Raw genomic sequence first — 25,346 nt, forward strand, 5'->3', positions numbered from 1 at the left:
GGAAAGAAAGGAGGGGGTGAGGGCGGGCCTCACTCAAGGAAGGAGGAGAAGGGGAGGGTGAGGGCGGACCTCACTCAGGAGAAGGAATAGAGAGGTGTGAGGGCGGACCGCGGGGTTCAGGCGGAACGCTTGGTCAGCGACGGGCGGTCTGCCTCGTCCGGGCGGAGGTTGGGCTGGAAGAGCTCGCCCAGGAACAGGCCCGCGGCGCCCTGCGCCCAGGCCTCGTCGTCCCAGTCGTCGACGACGACCTCGAGCTCGCGCTGCAGACCGTCGAAGACGGCTTGCCGCAGCGCCTCGTCGAAGCAGGGCCGGAACAGGTCGGCGGCCCGGGTGCCCTCACCGGCGAGGACGATCAGCTTCGGGTTCAGCAGGTTGACCAGATTGCCGACGGCCGTCCCGAGGGTCCGGCCGACTTGAGCGAACACGTCCTGCACCGCCGCGTCGCCCGCGCGAGCACGCCCGGCGGCCTCCTCGATGGTGCCGGCGCCGGTGGCGGCGAGGATGGCGGGCTCCCCGATCAGCGCTTCCAGACAGCCTCTCCCGCCGCAGTCACACAACGGGCCATCAGCAACGACCTTGGTGTGCCCGAACTCACCGGCGCCACCACCGGCACCGCGGTACAGGCGTCCGTCGAGCACCATGCCGAGGCCGATACCGCGCCCGATACTGACGACGGCCACGTCGGAGACACCCCGCCCGGCCCCGAACCACTGTTCGTTGGCGACCAGGGTGTTCACGTCGTTGTCGACCACCACGGGCAGGCCGGTGCGCTTCTCGAGCAACGCGGCCAGGTCGATGTCGTGCCAGTCGGAGTAGGTCCCGTGCCGGACCACACCGTTGGCGCGGTCGATCACCCCGGCCAGCCCGACCCCCACGCCGTACACGGGGCTCGAACCGGCTTTCAGCTTCTTCACCACGGCAGCAACCGTCCGTACGGCGGTGGCGACGTCGTCCTGCCCGACCACCGCCGTGGCCCGCTCGACGATCCGCGCGTTGAGATCGGTGAGCACGGCGATCACCCGGGTCTCGGTCAGCTTGATCCCGATCACGTAGCCGGCATCCGGCTTCAACCCCAGCAACACCGGCCGCCGGCCCCCGCCGGACGACGCCGTCTCCCGCTCCTCGATCACCCCGGAGCCGATCAGCTCCCCGACGATCTCGGACACCGTCGGCAGACTCAGCCCGGTCCGCTTGGCCAGCTCCGTTCGCGACACCAGCCCACCGCGCAGCTCCCCCAGCACCAACGACGAGTTGATCTCGCGGATCAGCTCCTTGCTACCCACCCGAACCGGCTGCACCCACCCCACCGCCTTACTAAGGTCACCGAAGGAAGTCCCCGGAAGCTAACCCCGCACCCCACCCCAGGTCAACAGTTCGGACCCAGCGACAGGCAGTAGTCCCCCACTGACCGCCGGACTCCCGCTCAGCTTGCGCACCACTTTGGGCAGCCGGGCGACCACTGCCTGTCGTCGTGTTCGCAGCCTCTTGACAGCTCCTGGCAGCAGGCTTAGTTTCTCACTAAATTTAGTGGCGAAGTAAGTCGGGAGTTCACGTGGTGAGTGGTCAGGGTCCGGTGCCTCGGGGCGATCTGGTGCCTTCGGGCATCGTCGGGTTGCTCGGCACGCAAGGGCCCACCTCGCGGACCGAGATCGCCAGGGGGCTGGGGTTGAGTCCGGCGACGGTGACCCAGGTGACCAAGGACCTGATCGCCCGCGGGCTGGTCGAGGAGCTGGAGTCGGTGCCGTCGAAGGGCGGGCGGCCGGCGCGGTTGCTCGGGCTGGTCCGCGATGCGGGCGTGGCACTGGGAGCCAAGGTGACCGCCGATCACGTGGCCGTGGTGACGGTGGAGCTGGACGGGACGGTCAGGTCGTCCGTCGAGCTGGAGTACGACCCGGGGGCCGATGACGCGATCGGGCGGCTGGGTCAGATTCTGGCCAAGCAGGTGGCGGAGCTCGACGACCGGCTGCTCGGCGTCGGCGTCGGCGTACCGGGAGCTGTCGATTCGCAGGCCTCGGGAATCGTCGACGCTCCGACCCTCGGGTGGCGGGCTGCTCCCGTCGGTCCGGTACTGCGCGGCGCGATCGGTACGCCGGTCCTGGTCGACAACGACGTCAACACCCTGGCCGCTGCCGAGCGGCTCTACGGGATCGGCCGCGACCACTCGTCGTACCTGGTCGTCACGATCGGGCGCGGGATCGGCTGCGGCATCGTCGTCGACGGCGGCATCTACCGCGGCGCCAACGGTGGTGCCGGCGAGATCGGGCACATCCCGGTCTGGTCGCCCGGGACCGAACAGCCGCCCTGCACCTGCGGCTCGACCGGTTGCCTGGAGGCCCACATCGGCGCCGCCGGGATCGCCCGGACCGCTCGGGCCGGCAAGGTGATCGGCCCCCGCGGCACCCTCGCCACTTTGTTGCGTGCAGCAACCACTGGTGACGTCGCCGCGCGACAGGTCTTCGAGGAAGCCGGCGGCATGCTCGGTCGCGCGCTCGCCGGGGTGATCCACACGGTCGACCCCGAGGTCGTCGTACTGATGGGTGAGGGAGTGGACGGATGGGAGTTCTGGCAGACCGGGTTCGAGCCGTCGTTCCGGCGGTCGTTGCTCCCGGCGCGCAGCGCGGTACCGGTGGTGGTGGAGCCGTGGACGGAGGACCAGTGGGCCCGCGGCGCCGCATCGCTGGTGCTCTCCTCCCCCTTCGATTCGGCCGGCAACGGCGGCGAACAGAGCCGCCTCGTCCGGGCCCGGCTGGAAACCAGATGAAGCGCAAGAACCTCGGCTGGGTGCTGTTCTTCCTGCTGCCGAGCGCGATCCCGCTGTTCGTCTTCACGGTGGTGCCGATGGTCTCCTCGCTCTGGGTCAGCCTGCACAAGTGGAACCTGATCTCCCCGATGGAGTGGGTCGGGCTGCGCAACTACCAGAACCTGCTCACCGACGAGACCACCCGCCGGGTCTTCCTGCACACGCTGATCTACGTGGCCGGCTACCTCCCGATCGTGTACGCCGGTGGCCTCGGCCTGGCGCTCGCGCTGAACCAGAAGCTCAAGGGCCGCGCGTTCCTGCGAGCCACCTACTTCCTGCCCGTCGTCACCAGCTGGGTGGTCGTCGCGCTGGTCTGGAAGTGGCTGCTCAACCCCAGCAACGGCCTGGTCAACCAGGTACTCGGCGCCGTCGGCCTGCCGGAACCGGGCTGGTGGACCGATCCACAGTGGGCCCTGCCCGCGGTGATCCTGTCCTCGGCCTGGAAGGACCTCGGCTTCGTGATGGTGATCCTGCTGGCCGGGCTGCAGTCCATCCCGTCCGACATCTACGAGGCCGCCAAGGTGGACGGCTCCAGCGCCTGGCAACGGTTCTGGCGCGTCACCCTCCCGCTGCTGTCCCCGTCGACCTTCTTCGTGGTGGTGATCTCGCTGATCAACGGTTTCCAGGTCTTCGACCAGGTCTACGTGATGACCGGCGGCGGCCCGCAGGGCTCCAGCCAGGTGGTCGTCGGCCAGATCTACGACCTGACCTTCCGCTACGGCCGCGCCGGTGAGGCGTCCGCGCTGTCCTGGATCCTGTTCGCCGTCATCCTGCTGATCACCGTCTTCCAGATCCGCGGCCAGCGCCGGTGGGTGCACTATGCGTGACACCAGGTCCCTGCCCGCTCGCCTCGCCCTGTACGCCGCCGTGCTGGCCGGCGCCGCGATCATGCTGTTCCCGTTCCTCTGGACCGTGATCACCTCGATCACCCCGGAGGGCTCGCTGGCCGACGGCCCGAAACTCGTCGTCGACAACCCCACCCTGGACGCCTACCGGACGCTGCTCGACGCGATCCCGATGTGGCGGATCATCCTCAACTCGCTCGGTATCGCGATCGCCTCCACGCTGCTCCAGCTGGTCACCGGCTCGATGGCGGCGTACGGGTTCGCGCGGCTGCACTTCCCGCTCAAGAACGTCGTCTTCGGCTTCTACCTGGCCACCTTGATGGTGCCGCTGCAGGTGCTGGTCGTGCCGCTGTTCATCGAGATGAAGATGTTGAACCTGCAGGACACGTACTTCGCCCTGCTGGCGCCGACGATCGCGTCGGCGTTCGGAGTGTTCCTGCTCCGCCAGGCCGTCACCGCCGTACCGCTGGAGCTGGACGAGGCCGCCACCATCGACGGCGCCGGCCACCTCCGCATCTTCACCACCATCGTGTTGCCCCTGATCCGGCCGGCGCTCGCCACCGTCGCCGTCTTCGCCTTCATGGGCAGCTGGAACAGCTTCCTCTGGCCGCTGGTGGTGATCAGGTCGCCGGAGTTCATGACGCTCCCGCTCGGCCTGTCCACCCTGCAGGGCCAGTTCACCACCCAGTGGGACGTCGTGATGGCGGGCTCCGTCGTCTCGATCGTGCCGATCGCCCTCGTGTACCTGCTCGCGCAGCGCCACATCATCGCCGGTGTCGCCCACACCGGCATCAAGTAAGAGAGAAGGAAGACCGCCATGCGCCATCTCAAGACCGTGGGCCTCGGACTGACCGCCGCGCTCGCCCTCACGCTGACCGCCTGCGGGCAGGGTTCGGCCACCAAGGAAGCCGCCGCGCCGGAGGGCAAGTCCGTCGTGCGCTACATGAACTTCTCCTCCAACGACGGTCACGAGAAGGACTTGACGGCGATCGTCAACGCCTTCCAGACCGCCAACCCGAACATCACCGTCCAGGTGGAGACCGTGCCCTACGCGGACTACTTCACCAAGCTGCAGACCTCGGTGGCCGGTGGCACCGCGGCCGACGCGTTCGAGCTGAACTACGAGAACTTCGTGACGTACGCGAAGAACGGCTCGCTGGCCGAGCTGAAGGACGTCGACACCGGCGTCTACAAGAAGTCGCTGGTCGAGGCCTTCAACGACGGCGGCAAGCAGTACGGCGTACCGGAGTCGTTCTCCAACGTCGTGCTGTTCTACAACAAGGCGCTGTTCAAGAAGGCCGGCGTGGCCGAGCCGACCGACGCGTGGACCTGGAAGGACGAGCAGGCCGCCGCGGCCAAGCTGACCGACAAGGGTGCGAAGGTTTGGGGCGACTTCCAGCCGGTCTCGTACAACGAGTTCTACAAGGTGCTCGCGCAGAACGGCGGCGAGTTCCTGAACGCGGACCGGTCCGAGGCCACCTTCAACTCCCCGCAGGGCGTCGAGGCAGCGAAGTTCCTGGTCGAGAAGGTCGGCAAGTCGATGCCGACCGAGGCCGACGGCGCCGGGACGCCCGACTTCGACTCGAAGCTGTTCAAGTCCGGCAAGCTCGCGATGTGGCACACCGGGATCTGGATGTTCAGCGCGATGGCCGACGCGCCGTTCGACTGGGACGTCGTGGTCGAGCCGGGCAACACCAAGAAGGCGTCGGCGATGTTCGTGAACGGTCTGGTCGTCTCGGCCGCCACCAAGAACGCCGAGGCCGCGCAGAAGTGGATCACCTTCCTGGCTTCGTCCGACGAGACCACCAAGACCCGGCTCGCCAGTTCCTGGGAGCTGCCGCCGGTCGGTGACGAAGCCAAGCTCGCGCCGTACCTGGACCAGCAGAAGCCCGCCAACCGCAAGGCCGTCTTCACCGCGCTGGAGGAGACCGTGCTGCCGCCGGTGATCGAGCGTCAGCAGGAGATGCAGGACCTGGTCACCGCTGAGCTGACCGCCGCTGCCGCCGGCCGCAAGCCGGTCGAGAAGGCGCTCGCCGATGCCCAGACCAAGGTCAACGCCCTGCTGAAGAAGTGAAGGACGAGATGAGCTCCGCCCTGGACCTGCAGGAACTCACCCGGCTGCGCGCGCTGGCCGAGCACAGCCACGCCGTGATCACCGAGCACCAGCACACCGGTGGTGCCTATCCCGCCTCGCCGACCTTCTCGGCGTACCAGGGGTACGCGTGGCTGCGCGACGGATCGTTCACCGCCGAAGGCATCTCGCGGTACGGCGACGTCGCCTCGGCCGGGCGGTACCACGACTGGGTCGACGGCGTACTGCGTCGCCGGCGCGGGCAGGTGGACGAGTTGCGGGCGGCGCTGGCCCGGGGTGAGGTGCCGTCGAACGAGGCGATGCTGCCGACGCGGTTCACCTTCGACGGCGAGAACGGGTCGGATCCGTGGTGGGACTTCCAGACCGACGGCTACGGGATGTGGCTGTGGGCAGTGGTCACGCACGCCGCACGGCACGGGCTCGACCTGTCGCAGTGGCGGGAGGGGATCGACGTCGCGGTCGACTACCTGGTCGCGTTCTGGGACCGGCCCTGTTACGACTGGTGGGAGGAGCACGTCGAGCATCGGCACGTGTCGACGCTCGGCGCGATCCACGGCGGGCTGGTTGCCGTCGGCACCTGTGAGGCGCTGCGGTCGGCACCTTGGTCGGCGGCGGCGCTGAAGGTTGCCGCCAGCATCCGCTCGCTGGTGACAGCGGAAGGCATCGTGGACGGGCACCTGGTCAAGTGGCTCGGCAGCTCGGCGGTGGACGGCTCGTTGCCTGCTTGTATCGTGCCGTTCGGGTTGGTCGATCCCGGCGACTCGCTGGCGGCGATGACCCGGGCGGCGGTCGCCAAGGATCTGGACCACGACGGCGGGGTGCACCGCTTCACGGCCGACGTGTTCTACGGAGGCGGCCAGTGGATCCTGCTGTCGGCTCTGCTGGGCTGGAACCTGGCGGCAGCCGGTGACACGGCCGGCGCGCTACGGAGCCTGCGGTGGATCGCCGACCAGGTGGACGAGCACGGGGATCTTCCCGAGCAGGTGCCCCACCACCTGCTTCACCCCGGTGCCCGTAAGGAGTGGATCGCCCGTTGGGGCACGGTCGCCAGCCCACTGCTGTGGTCCCACGGCATGTACCTGATCCTCGCCGACGAACTCGGCCTCATCACCAAGGACGCTTGATGCTCACCCACCGGCCGTACGGCATCGAACACCCGTATGCGACCTCTCCCGACCAGCGCATCCCGGTCCAGCCGCTGACCGGCCAGCAGGTGCGGTTAGGTGTCGTCGTCTCACCGGACGTGACCCGCGTCGTCTGCGAGTGGGGTTCGACCGAACTGGTCCTGTCCCCTGCCGAGACGAATGCCGCCGATGCCGCGGCGTTGGCAGGAGGCGAGGGCCACCTCGCGGAGGCACAGGCGACCGCGCTGGGCGGTGACGGCGGTTGGTCGGTGGTGACCCCGCCGCTCACCGAGCCGGTGAAGTACCGCTTCCACTCGTACCGCGGCGACGCGGGCACCGCTGAACTCGACGCGGTGGAGTCGACGGACTGGTTCGAGGTCGCCCCTGCCGCTTGGGTCGCCGGCCACGGTGAGGTCCGGGGTGGCGGCGAGCGCGTCCGGGAGGTCGAATGGTTGGTTTCGGCCGCCGGTGTGCACCGGGCGCGGTTCGTGCTGCCGCTGGCCGAGGGCGAGAAGCTGGTCGGGTTCGGCGAGCGGTACGACGCCCTGGACCAACGCGGGAAGAAGCTCGACGCCGTGGTGTTCGAGCAGTACAAGTCGCAGGGCGCGCACGGCCGGACCTACCTGCCGATGCCGTTCGCGCACGTGACCGGTGGCGCCGGCTGGGGCTTCCACGTCAGGACCTCGCGGCGGACGTGGTACTCGTCGGAGGGCGACCGGCTGGTCGTGGAGGTGGCTCTCGGCGACGAAGCGGTGGTCGACCTCGGCATCTACGAAGGCTCGGCGAACGACGTACTGAAGCAGTTCCTGGACGAGGCCGGCCGGGCGGAGGAGCTGCCGTCGTGGGTCTTCCGGTTATGGGCTTCGGGCAACGAGTGGAACACGCAGGAGCTGGTGATGGCGCGGATGGACGCGCATCGCGATCTCGCCATCCCGGTCGGCGCGATCGTGATCGAGGCCTGGAGCGACGAGGAGGGCATCACGATCTGGCGGGACGCCCGGTACGAGGTGACCGCCGGCGGCAGCGCTCATGCGGCCGACGACTTCGAGTACAGAGCCGACGGCGCCTGGCCGGATCCGAAGGCGATGATCGACGAGCTCCACGCACGCGGCATCAAGGTGATCCTGTGGCAGATCCCGCTGCAGAAGACGGAGTTCGCCACCGGGCAGGTCGCGGCCGATGCCGAGGCGATGGTCCGCGACGGCCACGCGGTACTGGAGGCCGACGGTACGGCGTACCACAATCGCGGCTGGTGGTTCCCGCAGGCGCTGATGCCCGACCTGTCCACCCAGCGCACCCGGGACTGGTGGACCGAGAAGCGGCGGTATCTGGTCGACGAGCTCGACGTGGACGGCTTCAAGACCGACGGCGGCGAGCACGCCTGGGGCCACGACCTCCAGTACGCCGACGGCAAGCGAGGGGCCGAGGGCAACAACCTCTTCCCCGTCCACTACGCGCGGGCCTTCGGCGATCTGCTTCGCAGCGTGGGCAAGGCACCGGTCACCTTCTCGCGGGCCGGCTTCACCGGTTCGCAGGCGCACGGCATCTTCTGGGCCGGTGACGAGGACTCCACCTGGGAGGCGTTTCGCGCGTCGGTGACGGCCGGTCTGACCGCCGCGTCCTGCGGGATCGTCTACTGGGGCTGGGATCTGGCCGGCTTCTCCGGGCCGGTCCCGGACGCCGAGCTCTACCTTCGCGCGGCCGCGGCCTCGGTCTTCATGCCGATCATGCAGTACCACTCGGAGTTCAACCATCACCAGCTTCCGCTGCGCGACCGGACTCCCTGGCACGTCGCCGAGACCACCGGAGACGAACGGGTCGTCCCCCTCTTCCGCCGGTACGCCGAACTGCGCGAGCGCCTGGTCCCCTACCTGACCGAGCAGGCCGCCCTGACGATCTCCACCGACCGGCCCCTCATGCGGCCGCTCTTCTTCGACCACCCGGCCGACGAGGAGATCTGGAACCACCCCCATCAGTACCTGCTCGGCAACGACCTGTTGATCAACCCGGTCCTCGAACCTGCCGCCAGTACCTGGACGACGTACCTCCCGGCAGGTGACTGGGTCGACGCGTGGACGGGGCAGCCGGTCGCCAACGGTCTGGTCACTCGCGACGTGCCCCTCGACCTGGTGCCCGTCTACTGCAAGGCCGAGCGCTGGCCCGACCTGGCTCCGATGTTCAGCTAGGTCCCTTGACCAAGGGCGGCAAGCAGGTCGTGCAGGGTCCCGTAGCCACGGCAATCCGGCGCGCACTGCTTGTCGGCCTGCAGCAGCAGATCGTTGTCGAGGTCGTGCTGGCTCGAGCGGGACAGCGTCCAGCCGAGCGGTGCGGACAGCGACGGCTGGGTGCTCTGACTGATGACGTAGACGGGGTTGGGTAGCTTGCCGCGAAGTTCGGCGCAGGCTGTGGAGGTCGAGCACAGCTGGCCGACCGCGGCCGCCCGAGCCTCCCGGAGCAGGGCCCGGTCGTTGGTGCCGTCCTCCTTGGCGCTGACCAGCTTTGTCAGCGGCGGCACCAACAACTCGGGAACAGCAGGCAGGTTCGTCCCGGGCGTGAAGGTGTTGCCGATGCCGTCGACCGGATCGTCGTTGCCCACGCTGTAGTCCTTGCCGGTGCCGTTCTCGATGTAGACGACCAACGGCACCAACACCTCACCGGTGCCTGCGGCAAGGACCTTGTCGTTGTGCTCGCGGACAGCAGGCCCCCAGAGCGGCGCGAGGTCCACGATCGTGCCGACCCCGGTGTTGTCGGTGTAGCCTCCGTCGACCAATTGCGCCGCCTTCAAGTCACCACAGCGGTCGACCACACCTGACGGCGTCACATACGGGAAGCGACTGGCCAGCAAACCCGCGGTCAATGCCGGCACGTTGCCCGAGCATCCGAAGGCACCGAAGAGGTCGTAGTTGTGCGCTCCCGCGACTCCGGCGCCACACACCGGCGAGCCGTCCGCCGCGCGGGCTCCTTCGCTCAGATCGACTTGGCTCACCAGCGCGCGGCACCCGTCGCGCACCGCTGTCGTGGTCAGAATCAGTTGCCCGGTCATCGCGTTCTCGGCCTTGCCATCCGCCGGCAGGAACAACGTACGTAGGGCGGGCACCTGACGCTCCCAAGCCGTCTCCATCAGCCCGGCCCGATCGAGCGGCTGTCGCGCAGGCGTCCGGTACTCCGCTGCCGCGTCGAACCGCAGCCCGGCGACGCTGGCCAGCAGATCGCTCGACAGCGTCGAGATCGTCGCCGCGCCGAGCGCCTCGTGTCCCGCGATCGCCTTGACGGCCGCGAGCGGCTCATCGGTGAAGCGGGCCAGGGTCAGGCCGAAAGCTCCGCCACTGGCACCACCCGAGAACAGCACCGAGTGCTTCGCACACCCGTTGCCCGCAGTACTGATCCTCTGCAGGGCGGAAGTAGTCCAGTACGTCGCCCGGATACCGCCGCCCTCCGCGGCGACCATGATCATCGGCCGCAGGCTGAGTCCACCGTCCAACGGGACAGTGCACCGCGTCGCCTGAGCTTCCCAGGCATCGAACGCCTCTCGCAGTTGCGGCCGATCGGGCAGCGCGGGCGCGGGGCCGGCCGTCAACGGATGGACCTCGGTCTTGTCACCGATCAAGCTCGTCAGCAGCATCGCGAGCAGCAGCAACCCGATAACGGGCGTCGCGCGCAGCCGCAGCCGGCTGGTCTGGAAGATCTCCGGCGGCTGACGCTCCTGGGCATAGGCCACCACGACTCCGGCCAGCACCACCAAGGTGGTCAACGCGAGCATCGTCGCTCCCAGTACGCCGAGCACTTCGGCGATCCGCCGCGGGAAGGACCCCAGCAGCAGGATCCCGGCACTCGCGCCGAGGACGAACCCGGCCCGCACTTTGCTCCGAGGCGGCGTGACCACCGTGGTCTGCCCGTCGCGGTTGACGCCAGGACTGGCGAGGTGGCCGTACCAGCCGAGCAGCCCGGTGGCTTCCGGCCGCCCCCACCGCTGGATCGCCGTCAGCACCGGCCAGGAAGCGAGCCACACGCCGACCCCGAGGGCGACACCGATCAGCACTGCGATGGTCGGATGCACGACGTACGACGAGTCGAACAGCCCGACCGCGTCACCGGCGGCGAGACCGGTGAACGCCCGAACCATGCCCAGACCACCCAGGGAGACCGCGGTCACTGCAAGCATGTCGCCGGCGATCATCACGTCTCGCGGGAACCACGGCCCGACCTTGCGCAGCTCCTTCGGCTGCACGTCCGGCTTGCCGCGTAGGAGCCGCGACAGGCCGAGGACCAGCAAGGGGATCAGGCAGAAGACGAACAGCCGCCGTTTGAAGACCTCCCCCTGACCGGAGACGGCGATCAGCAAAGCGACCAGCGGCATCAGGACCGGGCCGACCAGCCAGAGCTTGAGGTTCTGGCGGCGTGGCTCGCCGTCGCTGGCGTAGAACGGCCAGCCGTAGCTGTCGCCACGCACTCGGCGCACAGCCCAGTCGCTCCGGATCCTGCCCAGCAGGAAGACCACGGGCAGCAGCACGGCGTAGTACAGAAGCGCGGCGGCGATCGCGTGCCAGATGCCGGTGCCGTCGTCGAGCCATCGCCGTTGCACGTCCGGCAGTTGGTCGAGCACATCGGTGCCCGGCACAACCGTCAGCAGCGCCAGCGGCAGGAAGGCGAGCATGCTGAAGCGCTGGATCCACAGAGCGCGACGGATTCGCGGTACGGCGGCCTTGATCGTCGGCCAGTGGTAGCTGAACAGGAGCACGAGGACGGAGGCGAACGCCACCCACTTCAGCATGGTGACCACCGTGAGGCCGATCACCTGGGAGTGGGCCACACAGTCACCGCCGCCACACCGCTGCCGGCCGAGCAGGTGGGTGCCGAGATTTTCGACCACGTCGAGCCCTGCCAGCAGCAGGACCGGCGTCGTCGGGACGAACCGCCGCAGGGCCGGGACGTAGAGCGCGATGAAGACGAAGTCGAGGATCAGGAAGATCGTGAGCAGCGGCAGCCAGTCGGCGAGTTGCTCGCCGGTCAGCTTCGCGTGCCAGCCGCCGTACTCCTGAGCGGCGAGCGGTCCGCTCATTCCGCTGAAGGACCACGACGAGCCGCCCTCGGCCAGGAACCCCGCCGCCAGCAAGCTGACCTCGTTCATCGCCAGCCCGACCGCCATCAGCGCGGCCAGCATCGCCCCCACCCAGCGAAAGTCGGCAGGCGCCGGGCCGCCCGCTTCCGTCGGCGCGGCCTCGGCCACCACTACGCCGGCTCCCAGCGCGTCGCTGGTCGCCTCGTCGGTCACCGCCGTTTCGGTTGCCGCCGTATCCCCCACCATCGCCCACTCGCCCCCCGGCCACAGATCCACTACTCCCAGTCACATTGCTGCACACTCCGCTGCGTCCGACAAGAGTTCGGCGCCGTTCGGATCAGCCTTCCTGGCAAGTCGGCGACCCACGCGAGGTCGAGCCCGGGGCCTGGCCTCGCCTCCCTCAGCCAGTCTGATTGCCCGAATGTCGGACAATCTGCACCTCGGCCACCGCAGCCGCGCGGCGGCCCTCTAAGCTCGGCCGGACCGAGCTTCGTGACCGAAAGGCGTATCCGTGACCGATCCGATCGTGCTGGAAGAGACCTATGGCGCGCACAACTACCACCCGCTGCCGGTCACGGTGGCGACCGCGGAAGGCGTCTGGGTCACCGACACCTCGGGCCGGCGCTACCTGGACTGCCTGGCCGGCTACTCCGCGCTCAACTTCGGCCACCGGCACCCGGCACTGATCGCCGCCGCGACCGAGCAGCTCGGCCGCGTCACGCTCACCAGCCGCGCCTTCCACCACGACCAGCTCGGCCCGTTCTGTGCCGAGCTCGCCGCACTGTCGGGCAAGGACGCCGTGCTGCCGATGAACTCCGGCGCCGAAGCGGTCGAGACGGCACTCAAGCTGGCTCGCCGCTGGGGCTACCTGGTCAAGGGCGTCCCGGACGGCCAGGCCACCATCATCGTTGCTGACGGCAACTTCCACGGCCGGACCATCAGCATCATCAGCTTCTCCGGTGACGCCGAGGCGCACGACAACTACGGCCCCTACACCCCCGGCTTCCGTTCCGTCCCGTACGGCGACGCCGCCGCGCTGGAGGCCGCGATCGACGAGACCACCGTCGCCGTCCTGGTCGAGCCGGTCCAGGGCGAGGCAGGTGTCGTCGTACCGCCGGCCGGCTACCTGGCCGCGGTGCGCGAGCTCTGCAGCAGGAACCAGGTGCTGATGATGGCCGACGAGATCCAGTCCGGGCTGGGCCGGGCCGGCGCCACCTTCGCCAGCGCGCGGGCAGGCGTCGTACCGGATGTGTACGTGCTCGGCAAGGCGCTCGGCGGCGGAATCATGCCGCTGTCGGCTGTCGTCGCCGACCGCGCGGTGATGGATGTCATCACCCCGGGCACGCACGGCAGCACGTTCGGCGGCAACCCGCTCGCGGTGGCGATCGGTCGGGCCGTGGTCAAGCTGCTCGAACCGGGTGAACTGCAGGCGCACGCATTGGCGATGGAGCAGGAACTACGCGACCGGCTGGAGCCGCTGCAGGCGCATGGCCTCGCCGGACTGCGAGTGCACGGCCTGTGGGCCGGACTCGACCTCGACCCCGCGCTCGGATCGGGCCGCGCGTTGTGCGAGCAACTCGCGCAGCACGGCGTACTGGCGAAGGACACGCACGGCTCGACCATCCGGCTGTCACCGCCGCTGGTGATCACCACCGACGACCTCGACTGGATGACCGACCGTCTCGCGCTGTCGCTCAAGGCACTGGCCGGCTGATCGGGCCGGGTGCCATCGCCGGGCGTCAAGTCGGCGATGGCACCCCACTCGTGCAGGTCGAGCTGAGTCAGTTGCTCAGCTCGGCAACGTCCACTGCTGCCAGGGGTTGGCGTTGGCGTCCCAGATCTGCAGCCGGGTGCCGTTGGCAGTGTTTCCACCAGGGGCGTCGAGGTTGCGGCCGGACTGCGGATTACGCAGCTGGGAGCCGGTCCGCTGCCACTGCTGGGCCCCGCTGCCGTTGCAGTCCCAGAGCTGGATCCTGGTGCCGTTGGCGGTTCCGCCGCTGGTCACATCGAGACACTTGCCCAGGGCACGGATCGTGTTGTCGGTCCCGACGGTCCAGCGCTGCGCGGTACCGCCGTTGCAGTCCCACAACTGGACCGCGGTGCCGTTGGCCGTGCTCGCCCCCGCGACGTCGACGCACTTGCCGCCGACTCCGGTGATCTGCCCGGTCCGGGACTGCGGCGGGTTCGATCCGCCGGGCAGGACGACCTCACCCTGGTTCAGGACCCGGGGCAGGGCGTACGCCGTACGGATCTCCGCGTCGGTGTTGCTGCCGCGCAACTGCTCCGACCAGAGCATGAAGTAGGACCAGCGTGGCTGGCTGCCGAGCAGCGAGGCGGTGGGTACCTTGCCCAGCTCGGCGAGCGCGATCGGCTTGGTACCGGCGATGTTCTGCAACTGCTGGTAGTCGCTCGCGCTGGGCAGTCCCTTGTACCAGACGTCCAGCGAGACGACGTCGACGTAGCCTGCACCCGGGTAGTAGTTCGCCCAGCCACCGGCCGGGTTGTCCTGCACGTTCCAGACCCAGATCAGGTTGTCCAGACCCTGGCTGTCGAAGTAGTCCTTCATCTGCTGGTAGATCTTCGCGCCACCGTTGGCGCCCGGCTGGTTGCCCCACCAGTTCCAGCTCTCGTTCATCTCGTGGAACGGCCGCCACAGCACTGGGATCCTGGCGTCCTTGAGCTGGCGCAGGTAGGGAACGACCTCCGCCATCCGGCTCCGCCAGACGTTGTTCAAGGTGGTGCCGCCGGTGACGATCTCACGGAACTGATCGGGCGTGATCTGCCGCTTCACGCCACCCTCGAACTCACAGGTGCGCGCCACCGTCGGGGAGCAGGCGTGCCAGGTCAGTGCTACCAGGGATCCGTTGTTCCACTCGGTCCTGGCCTGGTCGATCACGCGCTGCCGGTTGTCGACGTCGTCCGCGCGGAACATCATGTCCCCGCCCCACAGCCCGGGGTACAGGCCGGTGACGTCCTTGACCTGCTGGGTGTACTGCGCCGGCTGGGCGGCCGGTTCCTTGTTGTGCTGGCCGGACACGATGCCCTGACCGGTGATCGACTTCAGGTAGTTGAGGACGGTCTGTTTGGGAGTGGCCGGAAACGCCTGCGCCTGGGGTGTGCCGAGCGGCACCAGGGCCAGTACGGCCAGGGCGGCGACGACTTTGGGGCGGAAGTACACCTTTTCCTCCTAGGGGTTGATACAGAACACCGCTGCACGGAGCAGCGCTGGATCGAGGCCGGCCGGATCGAGGCCGGTGATACCGACCGCACAGCTCTCGCCGGGCAGAAGGGTGACGAGCCCCCGGTCGGCCTGGGCCTCCGGCGCGAGCCGGTCGGCCTGGACGAGGAGATCCCGCACGAAGGTCCGCGCCGTGATCGTCACGACGAGACCGCCGGGCGCGGGCTCGACGGCGAGCAGCAGGTCGGCCGGTGGATAGCAGAACTCGCGGTCCTCCGAGCCGAGTACGACGTCGCGCAGGTCGCCGGCGTCGGCCACGAGGAGCTCCCGTCCGGTGTCCTTGAAGCTGCTCACCTCGTCGGACAGCGGCAACAGAGCCACGGAGTACGCCGGTACCGCGAACGGCAGCACGTCTTCGGCCAGGACGCCGCCGTCGGCCAGCATCCGGCGTACCGAGGTGACGCCGGTCCACTCCTGGCCCGATTGGTTGTCCACGGCAACACAGCGGACTCCGTCGCGGACCTGGAGGGTGAGCAGTCGATCGGCGTACAGGCGGCGAAGCTCGTAGTACAGGGGTTTGGGGCGGCCGGCGCCGTCGATCGCCGACCAGGACGTGACCGGCCAGCAGTCGTTGAGCTGCCACAGGACGGTGCCTGCGCAGACCGGCCAGTGGGATCGCCAGTGCCCGACGGCAGTCGCGATCGCGCGGGCCTGGTTGACCTGGGTCAGGTAGTGCCAGCGATCGAAGTTCTCGGGAGGCCGGAAGTGGTGTGCCAGGCCCCGGTCGAGCTTGCCGAGACCGTCCTCGGCGCGTTGGTGGTGACGCATGCCGGGCGAGTCGGCGGAGAGTTCCTGGCCGGGCAGCGCTGCCCGCAGCGTCGTGTAGGCGGCCGGAGCCTGCCAGCCGAACTCGGCCGCGAACCGCGGGACGTCGTTGAGGTAGTCGGTGTAGTCGCGGCGGTTCCACACCTCCCAGAAATGGGACGGGCCGTGCGCCGGGTCGTTGGGATGGTGGTCCCAGGAGCCGGACCAAGGGCTGCCGGCGCAGTACGGGCGAGTGGGGTCGAGTTCGGCGACGACGCGCGGCAACAGGTCGACGTAGTAGCCCTCGCCCCACGTCCGGCCGGCCAGTGGTTCCTCCCAGTCCCAGTCACGAAACCCCCAGAGGTTCTCGTTGTTGCCGTTCCACAGCACCAGACTCGGATGGGACATCAGCCGTACGACGTTGTCGCGCGCCTCGGCCTCCACCTCACCGGCCAGCGGCTCCTCCTCCGGGTACGCCGCGCAGGCGAACAGGAAGTCCTGCCAGACCATCAGGCCGAGCTCGTCGCACAGGTCGTAGAAGGCGTCGTCCTCGTAGATGCCGCCGCCCCACACCCGGACCAGATTGACCCCCGCCTCCGCGGCCTGGGTCAGTCGGTGACGGTAGCGCTCGGCACCGACCCTGGCCGGCAGTACGTCGTCGGGGATCCAGTTGACGCCCCGCGCGAACGTCGCCACCCCGTTGAGCTCGAACCCGAACGCGGTGCCGTGCTGGTCGGCCGACCGGTCCAGCTTCAGGCTACGAAAGCCGATCCGCCGCTGCCAGGTGTCCAGCTCGGCATCAGCATCCGTAAGAGTCACCTTGCACTCGTACAGGTTCTGCTCGCCGTAGCCGCGTGGCCACCACAACGCCACGTCCGGCATCTCCAACTCCACTACCGCCGTCTGGGCGCCCGCCGGTAGCTGCACCTCCAAGATCTCTCCTCCCACCTGGAGGGTGGCCTGCAGTTCCTTGCTCTGTCCCGCCACGGTTCTCTCGACGTCGAGGTGCACCTGGACCCGTCCGATGCCGTCGACAACGGTGACCAGCGGCCGGACGGCGGCCAGCCGCGCAGTACTCCAGCCTTCCAGCCGGACCGGACGCCAGATCCCTGCCGTCACCAAGGTCGGGCCCCAGTCCCAGCCGAAGCTGCAGGCCATCTTCCGGAGGTAGTTGAAGGGTTCGGGGTAGGCGTTCGGCCGCTCGCCCAACTCGGCCTTGACCGCCTCGGCCTCCGTGTAGGCCGAGGTGAACAGCACCGACAGATGGGAGCCGGTCGCCACCCGCCTGGTGACGTCGAAGCGGTACGTCCGGTGCATGTTCCGGGTGCTGCCGATCTCGGCTCCGTCCAGGGTTACGGTGGCGACCGTGTCGAGTCCTTCGAAGACCAGGTCGATCCGCTCGCACTCGACCGGGATCGCGGGCACGGTGGTGTCGTAGCGCCAGTCGGCCCGGCCGATCCAGGCGACCTCCAGTTCATTGCGATCGACGTACGGGTCGGGGATGTGTCCGGCAGCCAGCAGGTCCTGGTGACAGCAGCCGGGAACCTGCGCGGGCACGATCAGGTCCCGGAGCCGGGCGGCCTCGGCGGGGACCGAACCGCCGGCCAGCCAGACGGTCCACTCCGAGTCCAGTGGTGTGATCTGTTTCTTCACTTGGTGGCTCCCGCCGCGAATCCGTTGTAGATGAAGCGTTGCAGCGCCAGGAAGACGACGAGTGTCGGCACAATCACCAGGGCAGCACCCGCCGAGATCACCTCCCAGTGCGCTCCGAACGGCCCCTTGAACCGGAACAGGGACGTCGAGACCGTGCCTAGTCCCTCCGAGGGCATGTAGAGGAACGGGATGTAGAAGTCGTTGTAGATGGCGACTCCCTTCACGATCACCACGGTCGCGATCGCGGGCCGCAGCAACGGCAGGATGACCCGCCAGTAGATGGTCAGCGATCCCGCGCCGTCGATCCTTGCGGCCTCGTCCAGCGCGATCGGGATCGACCGGATGAACTGCAGGAAGATGTAGATCGACACGATGTCGGTGCCCATGTAGAGCAGGATCGGCGCCCACCGGCTGCCCATCACGCCCAGCCCGTCGACGACCTGGTAGGTGGCGACCTGGGTCGTCACGCCCGGCACCAGCGCCGCGATCAGGAACAGCGCCATCACGATCTTCTTGCCGCGGAACCGGTGCCGGTCCACGGCGTACGCCGTCATGGATCCGATGAACACCGTGCCGATCAGCGCGAAGAACAGGATGAACGACGTGTTCCACAACGCTCGCAGCATGTGGCCCTGGGTGAAGGCGGTCAGGTAGTTGTCCAGGTTGAACCAGTTCTCCGGCAGCGCCAGCGGACTGCTGTTGGCCGCCATCTCCTGCTCGGTGCGCAAGGAGGTCAGGAAGATCGCCAGCAGCGGTACCACCACCACAGCGCTTGCCAGCAGCAACGATCCGTACTTGAGCAGCCGGGTCATGACATCTCGACCCTCTCGTCGGGAACCAGCCAGCGCTGGATCATCGTCACCAGCAGCACGATCGCCAGCAGTACCACCGCGGCCGCGGAGGCCAGCCCGACCTTGTTGAAGTTGAAGGCGAGCTTGATGGTCTGGATCACGAACGTCTCGCTGTTGTTCGAGCCGCCGGTCATGATGAACGGGATCTCGAACACCGCCAGCGCGCCGGAGACCGCCAGGATCGCGCTCAGGCTGAGGATCGGCTTGATCCCCGGCGCGATGATGTGCCGGAACTGCTGCCACCGGCTCGCCCCGTCCAGCGCCGCCGCCTCGTACAGGTGCGGCGGGATCGACTGGATCGCGCCGAGGAACAGCACCAGGTTGAGGCCCATGAACCGCCAGACCGACACTCCCGCCAGCGAAGGGTTCACCAGCGCCGGATCACCGAGCCAGCTCCGCGGCGTGATCCCGAGTGGCTGCAGCACGGTGTCCAGCGTGCCGCCCGGCTGGAAGAAGTACAGGAACACGAACCCGATCGCGACGCCGTTGATCAGGTAGGGGAAGAACAGGATCCCCTTGAACAGGTTCCGGAACCGGGTGCTGAAACTCAGGATCGTCGCGAAGTACAGCGCCACGGCGATCTGGACGACCGCGCCGGCCAGGTAGAACAGGCTGACCGCGAACACCTGGAACAGCTGCGGCCGGGTGAACAGGTCGACGTAGTTGTCCAGGCCGACGTACTGCTTGGCCGGGCTGAGACCGTTCCAGCTGGTGAAGCTGTAGGAGATCATGCTCACCACCGGGACGTAGGTGAACACCACCAGCAACGCCATCGGCGCGAGCAGGTACAGCCAGGGCGTGTACCAGCGCCGGCGGGCCGGCGCTCGGCCGGCGCTACGGGTCGCCCGCATCAGCCGATGGTGCTCTGTGCTTCGGACCACTTCTGGTTGAGATCACCGAAGATGCCGGCCAGATCGCCCTTGGCGGCGCCGCGGGCCACGTCGACGATCCGCTGGCGGTACTCCGGTGCGCTGAGGCCGACCTCGGAGGCCTGATCGATGTCGGCCACCTTCGCGTTGTCGGCGAACGTCATGTTGACGAACCGCACGCCCGCGTCCTGGAACGGCTGCAGGGTCGCGGGCAGCGGCGCACCCTTGACCGCGGACAACGACTTGGCTTTCTGCGCGTCACCGGACCTGGTGATGAACCAGTCGATCCAGGCGCGGGCGGCCGGCTTGTTCTTGCTGTGCACGTTGACGGCGTACTGGTAGTCGGGCCGTACCGCGGTGCACCACTTGCCGTCGACCTGGGCCGGGAACGGCATGAAGCCGATGTCGTCCGGGCTCCTGCCGGCCTTCTTCGCCGCCTCCTGCATCTGGACCACGGCCCACGAGCCGAGCCACATGGTGGCAACCTTGCCGGTGCCGATCAGGTTCTTGGAGTTCTCCCAGTTGGTGGTGTTCGGGTCCGGTTCGGACAGCCCGCCACGCACGATGTCGTACAGCAGCGTGTCCGCGACGTTGAGGTCCTGCCCCGGCGCCCACGGCTCCTTGGTGCTCGCCAGCTTGTCGCCGGCACTCCCGTCGCAGCTCGGGGAACCGACCGCGTTGCCCCAGTTGGTCAACGGCCAGGCGTCCTTGTAGTTGGTGTAGTACGCCGTCGCGCCGGTCCTGGCCTTGATCGCCTTCAGCGCCTCCAGGAACTCCGCCGGCGTCCTGGGCCACTCGGTGATCCCGGCCTGTTTCCAGACCGCCTTGTTGTAGACGAAGCCGTTCGCCACCCCGATGTTGGCCAGGCCGTAGACCTTGCCGTCGACGGCACCGCGCTCGGTGAAGTCGAACTTCTTCGCCAGCTCGTCCGTCGTTCCCAGCGCGGCGAAGAAGGTCGGGTACTCGCCGGTCGGGACCGACCCCGGAATCGCCAGCACGTCGCCGTAGTCCTCGCTGTTCATCCGGATCTTGACGTCGCCCTCGTAGTCGGTGATGCCCTGGAACTCGACCTTCACCTGCGGATACAGCTTGCCGAACTCCGCCGCGTACGCCTTCGTGGTCCCGTCCTGCACTTGGTCGGTGCGATTGGTCAGCACCGTGATCGATCCGGTCACCGCGGCCGGATCGGCCGGGACCTCCACCACCCCGGCATCCTCGGTCCCGCTGTCGCTCCCGCCGCCACAAGCGGTCAGTGCCATCACGGGGGCCATCACCAGGGCGATCCCCGCAGCCAGCAAGCGTGTCTTTCGCATGTCCGTCTCTCCTCGTCGACGAGCTGATGGCTGCTCAACCTAGACGCCACTTCGACCGCTGTCCATAGAACGTTTTAGTAAAGTTTCTGGGCGTATTGAACGACAGGCTTGGTCGAGTTTTATAGATCGTTAAAGCAGAACCGCCGGGCCTTGATAGATTTGCGGCGGCACAGAGCGCAGTACTCGACGAGTGAGGTGGGCACCGCCGTGGCGGGTTCGGGCACCGAAGGCCGGCAACGGCGGGCCACGATCAGGGACGTGGCGGCACGGGCAGGCGTCTCCAACTCCGCGGTCACGCTGGCGCTGCACGATCGCCCCGGCGTCTCCGCGGCCACCCGCGAGCGGATCCTCACCGCCGCCAAGGACCTGGGCTGGCGGCCGAACCTCGCCGCGGCCACCCTGTCGGGCCGATCACTGCACACGGTCGGCCTGGTGATCGCCCGGCCGGCTCGCCTGCTCGGGCTCGAGCCGTTCTACATGGAGTTCATCTCCGGCGTGGAGAGCGTGCTCAGCCGGCACTCGTGCTCGCTGCTGCTGCGGATCACCGACGCCGAGCAGGAGATCGAGGTCCATCAGCAGTGGTGGCAGGGCGGCCGGGTCAACGGCAGCATCCTGGTCGACTTGAAGGTGGACGACCCTCGGATCCCTGCCCTGGCACAGATCGGGCTCCCCGCGGTCGTCGTCGGCATGCCCACGCTGGCCGGCCCCTTCACCGCTGTCTGGACCGACGACGAGGCGGCGATCGACGAGGCCGTCCGGTACCTGGCCGCCTTGGGACACCGCCGGATCGGCCGCGTCGGCGGACCGCCCGACCTCGGCCACTCGATGATCCGGGCGGCGGCCTTCGACCGGGCGATCAGCGAACTGGGACTCGAAGGCCGCACCGAGGAGGCCGACTTCTCCCCCGACTCCGGCAGCCGGGCCTGCCGCAACCTGCTGCTTGCCGCCGACCGCCCCACCGCGATCATGTTCGACAACGACATCATGGCCGTGGCGGCCCTGGGCGTGGCCGACGAGTTCGGGCTCTCGGTACCGGAGGACCTCTCCCTGCTGGCCTGGGACGACTCCCAGCTCTGCCAGCTCACCCGCCCCGCGCTGTCCGCGATGAGTCACGACATCCACGCCTTCGGCGCCGAGGTCACCGCGGCCCTGTTCGACGTGATGAACGGGATCGAGCACCCGTCCCACCCGACCCAGCGCCCGCGGCTCGTTCCGCGCTCCTCCACCGCCCGGCCTCGAACGTTGCAGTAACCGTCCGGTGAGCAGCCGGGACGGAAATGGCCTACAGTGCACATATGAAGAGTTCTGCAGATGTGCACTCTCCGGCCGTGATCGACAGTTGCAACATCAAGCTGGTCGATCCCGAGCGGGTGGCGGCCGTCCATGCCAGGATGCCTTCCGAGGAGGACGTCGTCGACACGGCCGACGTGTTCGGTCTGCTCGGCGATCCGCGCCGGCTGAAGCTGCTGGTCGCGCTGCTGGACGGCGAGCTGTGCGTCTGCGATCTTGCGGCGGTGGCCGGGATGACGGAGTCCTCGACCTCGCACGCGCTCAGGTTGCTGCGGGCCCACCGGGTGGTCTCGGTCCGCCGTGACGGCCGGATGGCCTACTACCGGCTCGACGACGCGCACGTCCGGATGCTCGTCGACCTTGCCGTCGCCCACACCGAGCACACCGACGCCATCCACCCGGAGCGGAACCAGTGAGCGCCGATCACGGCACTGCGCCGGGCCCGTCCGTCGGGGATGGTGTCGTCGCGGCGCACGCGGCCGTGACCGGGCCGGCGCCCAGTAAGGCGAACGGGCATGGGCATGGGCACGGCCACGGGGTCAGCGCCGACTCGGACAAGAAGCTGCTCAGCGGCGCGCTGGTGCTGATCCTGGCCTTCATGGCCGCCGAGGTGGTGGTCGGGTTCGCGGCCGGATCGCTGGCCCTGATCACCGATGCGGCGCACATGCTCACCGACGCCGCCGCGATCGCGCTGGCGCTGATCGCGATCCGGCTGTCGGCCCGTCCGCCGGCCGGCGGCTTCACGTACGGACTGAAGCGGGTCGAGATCCTCTCCGCCCAGGCCAACGGCATCACCCTGCTGCTGCTGGCGGCGTTCTTCGTCTACGAGTCGATCAACCGGATGATCCACCCGCCCGAGGTCGAGGGCCTGCTGGTGCTGGTCACCGGCGTCGTCGGCATCGTGGTCAACCTGATCGCCACCTGGCTGATCAGCAAGGCGAACCGTTCCAGCCTGAACATCGAGGGCGCCTTCCAGCACATTCTCAACGACCTGTTCGCCTTCATCGCGACCGCGCTGGCCGGCCTGGTCGTCCTGCTCACCGGCTTCACCCGCGCCGACTCGATCGCCGCGCTGATCGTCGCCGCGCTGATGCTGAAGGCAGGGATCGGCCTGGTCCGCGACTCGGGCCGGATCTTCATGGAGGCGGCCCCCGCCGGGCTCGATCCGGCCGCCGTCGGCGCGGAACTGTGCGCGGTACCGGGCGTCGTCGAGGTGCACGACCTGCACGTCTGGGAGATCACCTCGGGTGAACCGGCCGCGTCGGCGCACATCCTGGTCAGCGAAGGACTCGACTGCCACCAGATCCGCAGTGAGATCGAGACACTGCTGGCGGAGCGGCATCACCTGACCCACTCGACGCTTCAGGTCGACCATGCGTCAAGCGATGTCGAGGCAGCTCACTGCAGTGACGCGCACGGCGCGGTGCACCGGCCGGTCGAGGTCACAGCCGCTGGAACAGGACCTGACCCGGCCAGACCGAATCACTGATCGGTACGCCGAAAGGCTCGCCGCGCGTGAAGCCCTGCTTCTCGTAGTACCGGATCAGCTCGCCGTCTCCACCGCCGAAGCAGTCCACCCGGAGCAGCCCGACACCCAGCCCGCGGGCCAACGCGCGGGCGTGGTCCAGCAGGTCGGTGCCGATCCCGCTGCCCTTGGAAGCGCGATCGGTCACCAGCAGGCGGACGTACAACTCCGGCTCGGTCGCGGGCGGGATGTAGGACATGGCGTCGCCGACGGCGAGCGCGCCCACCAGCCGCCCACCGGTCTCGCCGACCCACAACCCGCCGCCGGTCGCGAACTCCCTGATCTGCTCGACCCGCCGCGGATTGGTGGAATGCGGCTCGGTCCCCCATTGATCGGTCCGGCCCCGGGCGACCAGCCACTCGGTCGCCCGGTCGAGCAACGCCAGCACAGCCGGTACGTCGTCGAGCCCACCGTGCCGGATCGTCAGAGGAGAAGTCACCCCGTCATCCTCGCAGCACGGTCTTCAGGCCGGCGCCGGCCAGACGAACTCGGGATCATGCCGATAGTCGTCACGCCGCCACTCCAGGGCCATCCGGACCATCTCGTGCGCACCCGTGCCGATCACCTTGCGCAGCGGCGCTTCGGGCTCGTCGAGCAACGCCAGCAACGCCTCCGCCGCGACCCGCGGCGACTCGTCGGTCGACGGGCCGGCCGCTTGCACGTCTTCAGGCGTCGGGTAGCCGGGCATCCCGAAGATGCCACCACGAGTCTCGTCGTACGCCGGGAGCGCGGTGGCGTAGGCCATGCTCGACCCGAACCAGTCGGTGGCGAACCCTCCCAACTGCAGCAGGTGCACCCCGATCCCCAGTGGCGCCACCTCCGCGGCGAGCGCCGAACTGAACCCTTCGAGCGCCCACTTGCTGGCGTTGTAGGCGCCGAAGAGCGGCAGATGCCCGACCGCGCCGACCGTCGACACCTGCACGATCTTTCCCGAACCGCGCTGGCGCAGGTGAGGCAGCACCGCTTGGGAAACCCACAGTGCGCCGTACAGGTTGACCTCGAACTGCGCCCGGACCTCCTGCTCGGACAGCTCCTCGATCGCGCCGACCAGGCCGTAGCCCGCGTTGTTCACCACCACATCCGGTACGCCGACCGTCGCGGCCACCTCGTCGATCACCCGGAAGACGTCAGCTCGATCAGTGACGTCGAGACGCCACGGGACCAGGCGATCGCCGTACTTCTCGGTCAGGTCGTCCAGAACCCCCTCGCGACGGATCGTCGCCACCACACGATCACCCTGCTCCAGCGCCGCTTCGGCGAAAGCACGCCCGAGCCCCCGCCCTGCGCCGGTCACGAACCACAGTCGTCGCGTCATCGTCTGCCCCTCACTCGCTTGCTTCTCAACGAGACGAACCGTATCGTCTCGTTTGTGAGAAGTCCAGACAGCAGTCGCCGCAGTGACCGAGCCCGGACCGCGATCCTCGAGGCCGCGGGCGCCGCCGTCGCCGAGCTCGGCTACACCCGGACCACGATCGAAGGCATCGCGACCCGGGCCGGCGTCGGCAAGCAGACGATCTACCGCTGGTGGCCCTCGAAGGGCGCCGTCGTCCTGGACGCCTTGGTGGCCGAGGAGCCCGCGGCGGAGTGGCCGGACACCGGCGACTTCGCGGCCGATCTGAGGCTGGTGCTGCGGGCAACGATCGAGGAGTTCGCCGACCCGGCCCGATCGGCGACGCTGCGCGCGGTGATGATCGACATGCAGAGCGATCCGGCCCTCAGCGACGCGGTGATGACGCGGATGCTCAGGCCGCACCTCGAGGCGACCAAGCGGCGGCTGGAATCCGCCCAGCGCGCCGGGCAGGTGCGTGAAGGGCTCGACCTGGAACTCGCGACGGAGATGTTCAACGGCCCGGTCTACCACCGGTGGCTGCTGCAGACCCAGCCGCTGGACCGGGCCTACGCCGATGCCCTCACCGCGCTGGCGGTGAGGGCGCTCAGCTGAC

Annotated in this window: 20 protein-coding genes; 11 read left to right on the plus strand and 9 right to left on the minus strand. The window is 68.6% G+C overall.

Annotation, left to right across the window (positions count from 1 at the left end):
* Positions 1-116 precede the first annotated feature (116 nt).
* Positions 117-1,283: an ROK family transcriptional regulator gene (locus OX958_RS26710; RefSeq protein WP_270132380.1), complete on the minus strand. Its 1,167-nt coding sequence runs from the start codon at positions 1,281-1,283 to the stop codon at positions 117-119.
* 272 nt (positions 1,284-1,555) lie between these two features.
* Here OX958_RS26710 and OX958_RS26715 point away from each other — a divergent pair, with 272 nt between their 5' ends.
* The 6 genes from OX958_RS26715 to OX958_RS26740 are packed head-to-tail and all read left to right on the plus strand — an operon-like array spanning position 1,556 to position 9,047.
* Positions 1,556-2,761, plus strand: a complete 1,206-nt coding sequence (locus OX958_RS26715; protein ID WP_270132381.1) for an ROK family transcriptional regulator — start codon at positions 1,556-1,558, stop codon at positions 2,759-2,761.
* Entirely contained in the window at positions 2,758-3,627 is an 870-nt protein-coding gene (locus tag OX958_RS26720; RefSeq protein ID WP_270132382.1) for a carbohydrate ABC transporter permease, read from the plus strand. The genes OX958_RS26715 and OX958_RS26720 overlap by 4 nt, the downstream gene beginning before the upstream one ends.
* Complete coding sequence (locus tag OX958_RS26725) at positions 3,620-4,444, plus strand: carbohydrate ABC transporter permease (RefSeq protein ID WP_270132385.1); 825 nt, start codon at positions 3,620-3,622, stop codon at positions 4,442-4,444. The genes OX958_RS26720 and OX958_RS26725 overlap by 8 nt, the downstream gene beginning before the upstream one ends.
* Positions 4,445-4,462: 18 nt before the next feature.
* A complete protein-coding gene (locus OX958_RS26730; protein ID WP_270132386.1) occupies positions 4,463-5,719 on the plus strand; it encodes an ABC transporter substrate-binding protein in 1,257 nt (418 codons plus the stop codon).
* 8 nt (positions 5,720-5,727) lie between these two features.
* Positions 5,728-6,861, plus strand: coding sequence for a glycoside hydrolase family 15 protein (locus OX958_RS26735; protein ID WP_270132388.1), 1,134 nt, complete (start codon positions 5,728-5,730; stop codon positions 6,859-6,861).
* Complete coding sequence (locus OX958_RS26740; RefSeq protein ID WP_270132389.1) at positions 6,861-9,047, plus strand: glycoside hydrolase family 31 protein; 2,187 nt, start codon at positions 6,861-6,863, stop codon at positions 9,045-9,047. The genes OX958_RS26735 and OX958_RS26740 overlap by 1 nt, the downstream gene beginning before the upstream one ends.
* Here OX958_RS26740 and OX958_RS26745 read toward each other — a convergent pair.
* Positions 9,044-12,166: a hypothetical protein gene (locus OX958_RS26745; RefSeq protein WP_270132390.1), complete on the minus strand. Its 3,123-nt coding sequence runs from the start codon at positions 12,164-12,166 to the stop codon at positions 9,044-9,046. The two genes, OX958_RS26740 and OX958_RS26745, sit on opposite strands and share 4 nt — an antisense overlap.
* Before the next feature lie 265 nt (positions 12,167-12,431).
* Here OX958_RS26745 and rocD point away from each other — a divergent pair, with 265 nt between their 5' ends.
* On the plus strand, positions 12,432-13,634 hold the full coding sequence (gene rocD / locus OX958_RS26750) for an ornithine--oxo-acid transaminase (protein ID WP_270132392.1): 1,203 nt from the start codon (positions 12,432-12,434) through the stop codon (positions 13,632-13,634).
* Positions 13,635-13,709: 75 nt separating this feature from the next.
* Here rocD and OX958_RS26755 read toward each other — a convergent pair whose 3' ends face one another.
* The 5 genes from OX958_RS26755 to OX958_RS26775 are packed head-to-tail and all read right to left on the minus strand — an operon-like array spanning position 13,710 to position 20,588.
* Entirely contained in the window at positions 13,710-15,098 is a 1,389-nt protein-coding gene (locus OX958_RS26755; RefSeq protein ID WP_270132393.1) for a glycosyl hydrolase, read from the minus strand.
* A 9-nt stretch (positions 15,099-15,107) separates the two neighbouring features.
* A complete protein-coding gene (locus tag OX958_RS26760) occupies positions 15,108-17,555 on the minus strand; it encodes a glycoside hydrolase family 2 protein (protein ID WP_270132394.1) in 2,448 nt (815 codons plus the stop codon).
* Positions 17,552-18,367, minus strand: a complete 816-nt coding sequence (locus OX958_RS26765) for a carbohydrate ABC transporter permease (RefSeq protein WP_270132395.1) — start codon at positions 18,365-18,367, stop codon at positions 17,552-17,554. The genes OX958_RS26760 and OX958_RS26765 overlap by 4 nt, the downstream gene beginning before the upstream one ends.
* The gene (locus tag OX958_RS26770; protein WP_270132396.1) at positions 18,364-19,257 is read right to left on the minus strand and encodes a carbohydrate ABC transporter permease; all 894 of its coding nucleotides are present in this window, start codon (positions 19,255-19,257) and stop codon (positions 18,364-18,366) included. The genes OX958_RS26765 and OX958_RS26770 overlap by 4 nt, the downstream gene beginning before the upstream one ends.
* Positions 19,257-20,588 (minus strand): ABC transporter substrate-binding protein, encoded by a 1,332-nt coding sequence (locus OX958_RS26775; RefSeq protein WP_270132397.1) that lies wholly within the window; start codon positions 20,586-20,588, stop codon positions 19,257-19,259. Before OX958_RS26775 ends, OX958_RS26770 begins: the two co-directional genes overlap by 1 nt.
* 258 nt (positions 20,589-20,846) lie before the next feature.
* On the opposite strand from OX958_RS26775, the gene OX958_RS26780 reads away from it, so the two are divergent.
* The 3 genes from OX958_RS26780 to OX958_RS26790 are packed head-to-tail and all read left to right on the plus strand — an operon-like array spanning position 20,847 to position 23,367.
* Positions 20,847-21,839, plus strand: a complete 993-nt coding sequence (locus tag OX958_RS26780; RefSeq protein WP_270132399.1) for a LacI family DNA-binding transcriptional regulator — start codon at positions 20,847-20,849, stop codon at positions 21,837-21,839.
* Between the two features lie 44 nt (positions 21,840-21,883).
* Positions 21,884-22,294, plus strand: coding sequence for an ArsR/SmtB family transcription factor (locus tag OX958_RS26785; RefSeq protein ID WP_270132400.1), 411 nt, complete (start codon positions 21,884-21,886; stop codon positions 22,292-22,294).
* The gene (locus OX958_RS26790; protein WP_270132401.1) at positions 22,291-23,367 is read left to right on the plus strand and encodes a cation diffusion facilitator family transporter; all 1,077 of its coding nucleotides are present in this window, start codon (positions 22,291-22,293) and stop codon (positions 23,365-23,367) included. Before OX958_RS26785 ends, OX958_RS26790 begins: the two co-directional genes overlap by 4 nt.
* On the opposite strand, the gene OX958_RS26795 is transcribed toward OX958_RS26790, so the two are convergent.
* Entirely contained in the window at positions 23,321-23,842 is a 522-nt protein-coding gene (locus OX958_RS26795) for a GNAT family N-acetyltransferase (RefSeq protein WP_270132402.1), read from the minus strand. The two genes, OX958_RS26790 and OX958_RS26795, sit on opposite strands and share 47 nt — an antisense overlap.
* A 24-nt stretch (positions 23,843-23,866) precedes the next feature.
* Entirely contained in the window at positions 23,867-24,718 is an 852-nt protein-coding gene (locus OX958_RS26800) for an SDR family NAD(P)-dependent oxidoreductase (RefSeq protein ID WP_270132404.1), read from the minus strand.
* Between the two features lie 54 nt (positions 24,719-24,772).
* Between OX958_RS26800 and OX958_RS26805 the strand changes: the two genes are divergently transcribed.
* Positions 24,773-25,345 (plus strand): TetR/AcrR family transcriptional regulator, encoded by a 573-nt coding sequence (locus OX958_RS26805; RefSeq protein ID WP_270132406.1) that lies wholly within the window; start codon positions 24,773-24,775, stop codon positions 25,343-25,345.
* The last annotated feature ends 1 nt before the right edge of the window (position 25,346 follow it).

Source organism: Kribbella sp. CA-293567 (assembly GCF_027627575.1).
Taxonomy (GTDB): domain Bacteria; phylum Actinomycetota; class Actinomycetes; order Propionibacteriales; family Kribbellaceae; genus Kribbella.

Excerpts from the sequence above, each read along its gene's own strand:
- OX958_RS26720 (WP_270132382.1), top strand. The coding sequence starts at position 2,758 with ATGAAGCGCAAGAACCTCGGCTGGGTGCTGTTCTTCCTGCTGCCGAGC.
- OX958_RS26725 (WP_270132385.1), top strand. The coding sequence starts at position 3,620 with ATGCGTGACACCAGGTCCCTGCCCGCTCGCCTCGCCCTGTACGCCGCC.
- OX958_RS26730 (WP_270132386.1), top strand. The coding sequence starts at position 4,463 with ATGCGCCATCTCAAGACCGTGGGCCTCGGACTGACCGCCGCGCTCGCC.
- OX958_RS26735 (WP_270132388.1), top strand. The coding sequence starts at position 5,728 with ATGAGCTCCGCCCTGGACCTGCAGGAACTCACCCGGCTGCGCGCGCTG.
- OX958_RS26740 (WP_270132389.1), top strand. The coding sequence starts at position 6,861 with ATGCTCACCCACCGGCCGTACGGCATCGAACACCCGTATGCGACCTCT.
- OX958_RS26745 (WP_270132390.1), bottom strand. The coding sequence starts at position 12,166 with ATGGTGGGGGATACGGCGGCAACCGAAACGGCGGTGACCGACGAGGCG.
- OX958_RS26765 (WP_270132395.1), bottom strand. The coding sequence starts at position 18,367 with ATGACCCGGCTGCTCAAGTACGGATCGTTGCTGCTGGCAAGCGCTGTG.
- OX958_RS26770 (WP_270132396.1), bottom strand. The coding sequence starts at position 19,257 with ATGCGGGCGACCCGTAGCGCCGGCCGAGCGCCGGCCCGCCGGCGCTGG.
- OX958_RS26775 (WP_270132397.1), bottom strand. The coding sequence starts at position 20,588 with ATGCGAAAGACACGCTTGCTGGCTGCGGGGATCGCCCTGGTGATGGCC.
- OX958_RS26785 (WP_270132400.1), top strand. The coding sequence starts at position 21,884 with ATGAAGAGTTCTGCAGATGTGCACTCTCCGGCCGTGATCGACAGTTGC.
- OX958_RS26800 (WP_270132404.1), bottom strand. The coding sequence starts at position 24,718 with ATGACGCGACGACTGTGGTTCGTGACCGGCGCAGGGCGGGGGCTCGGG.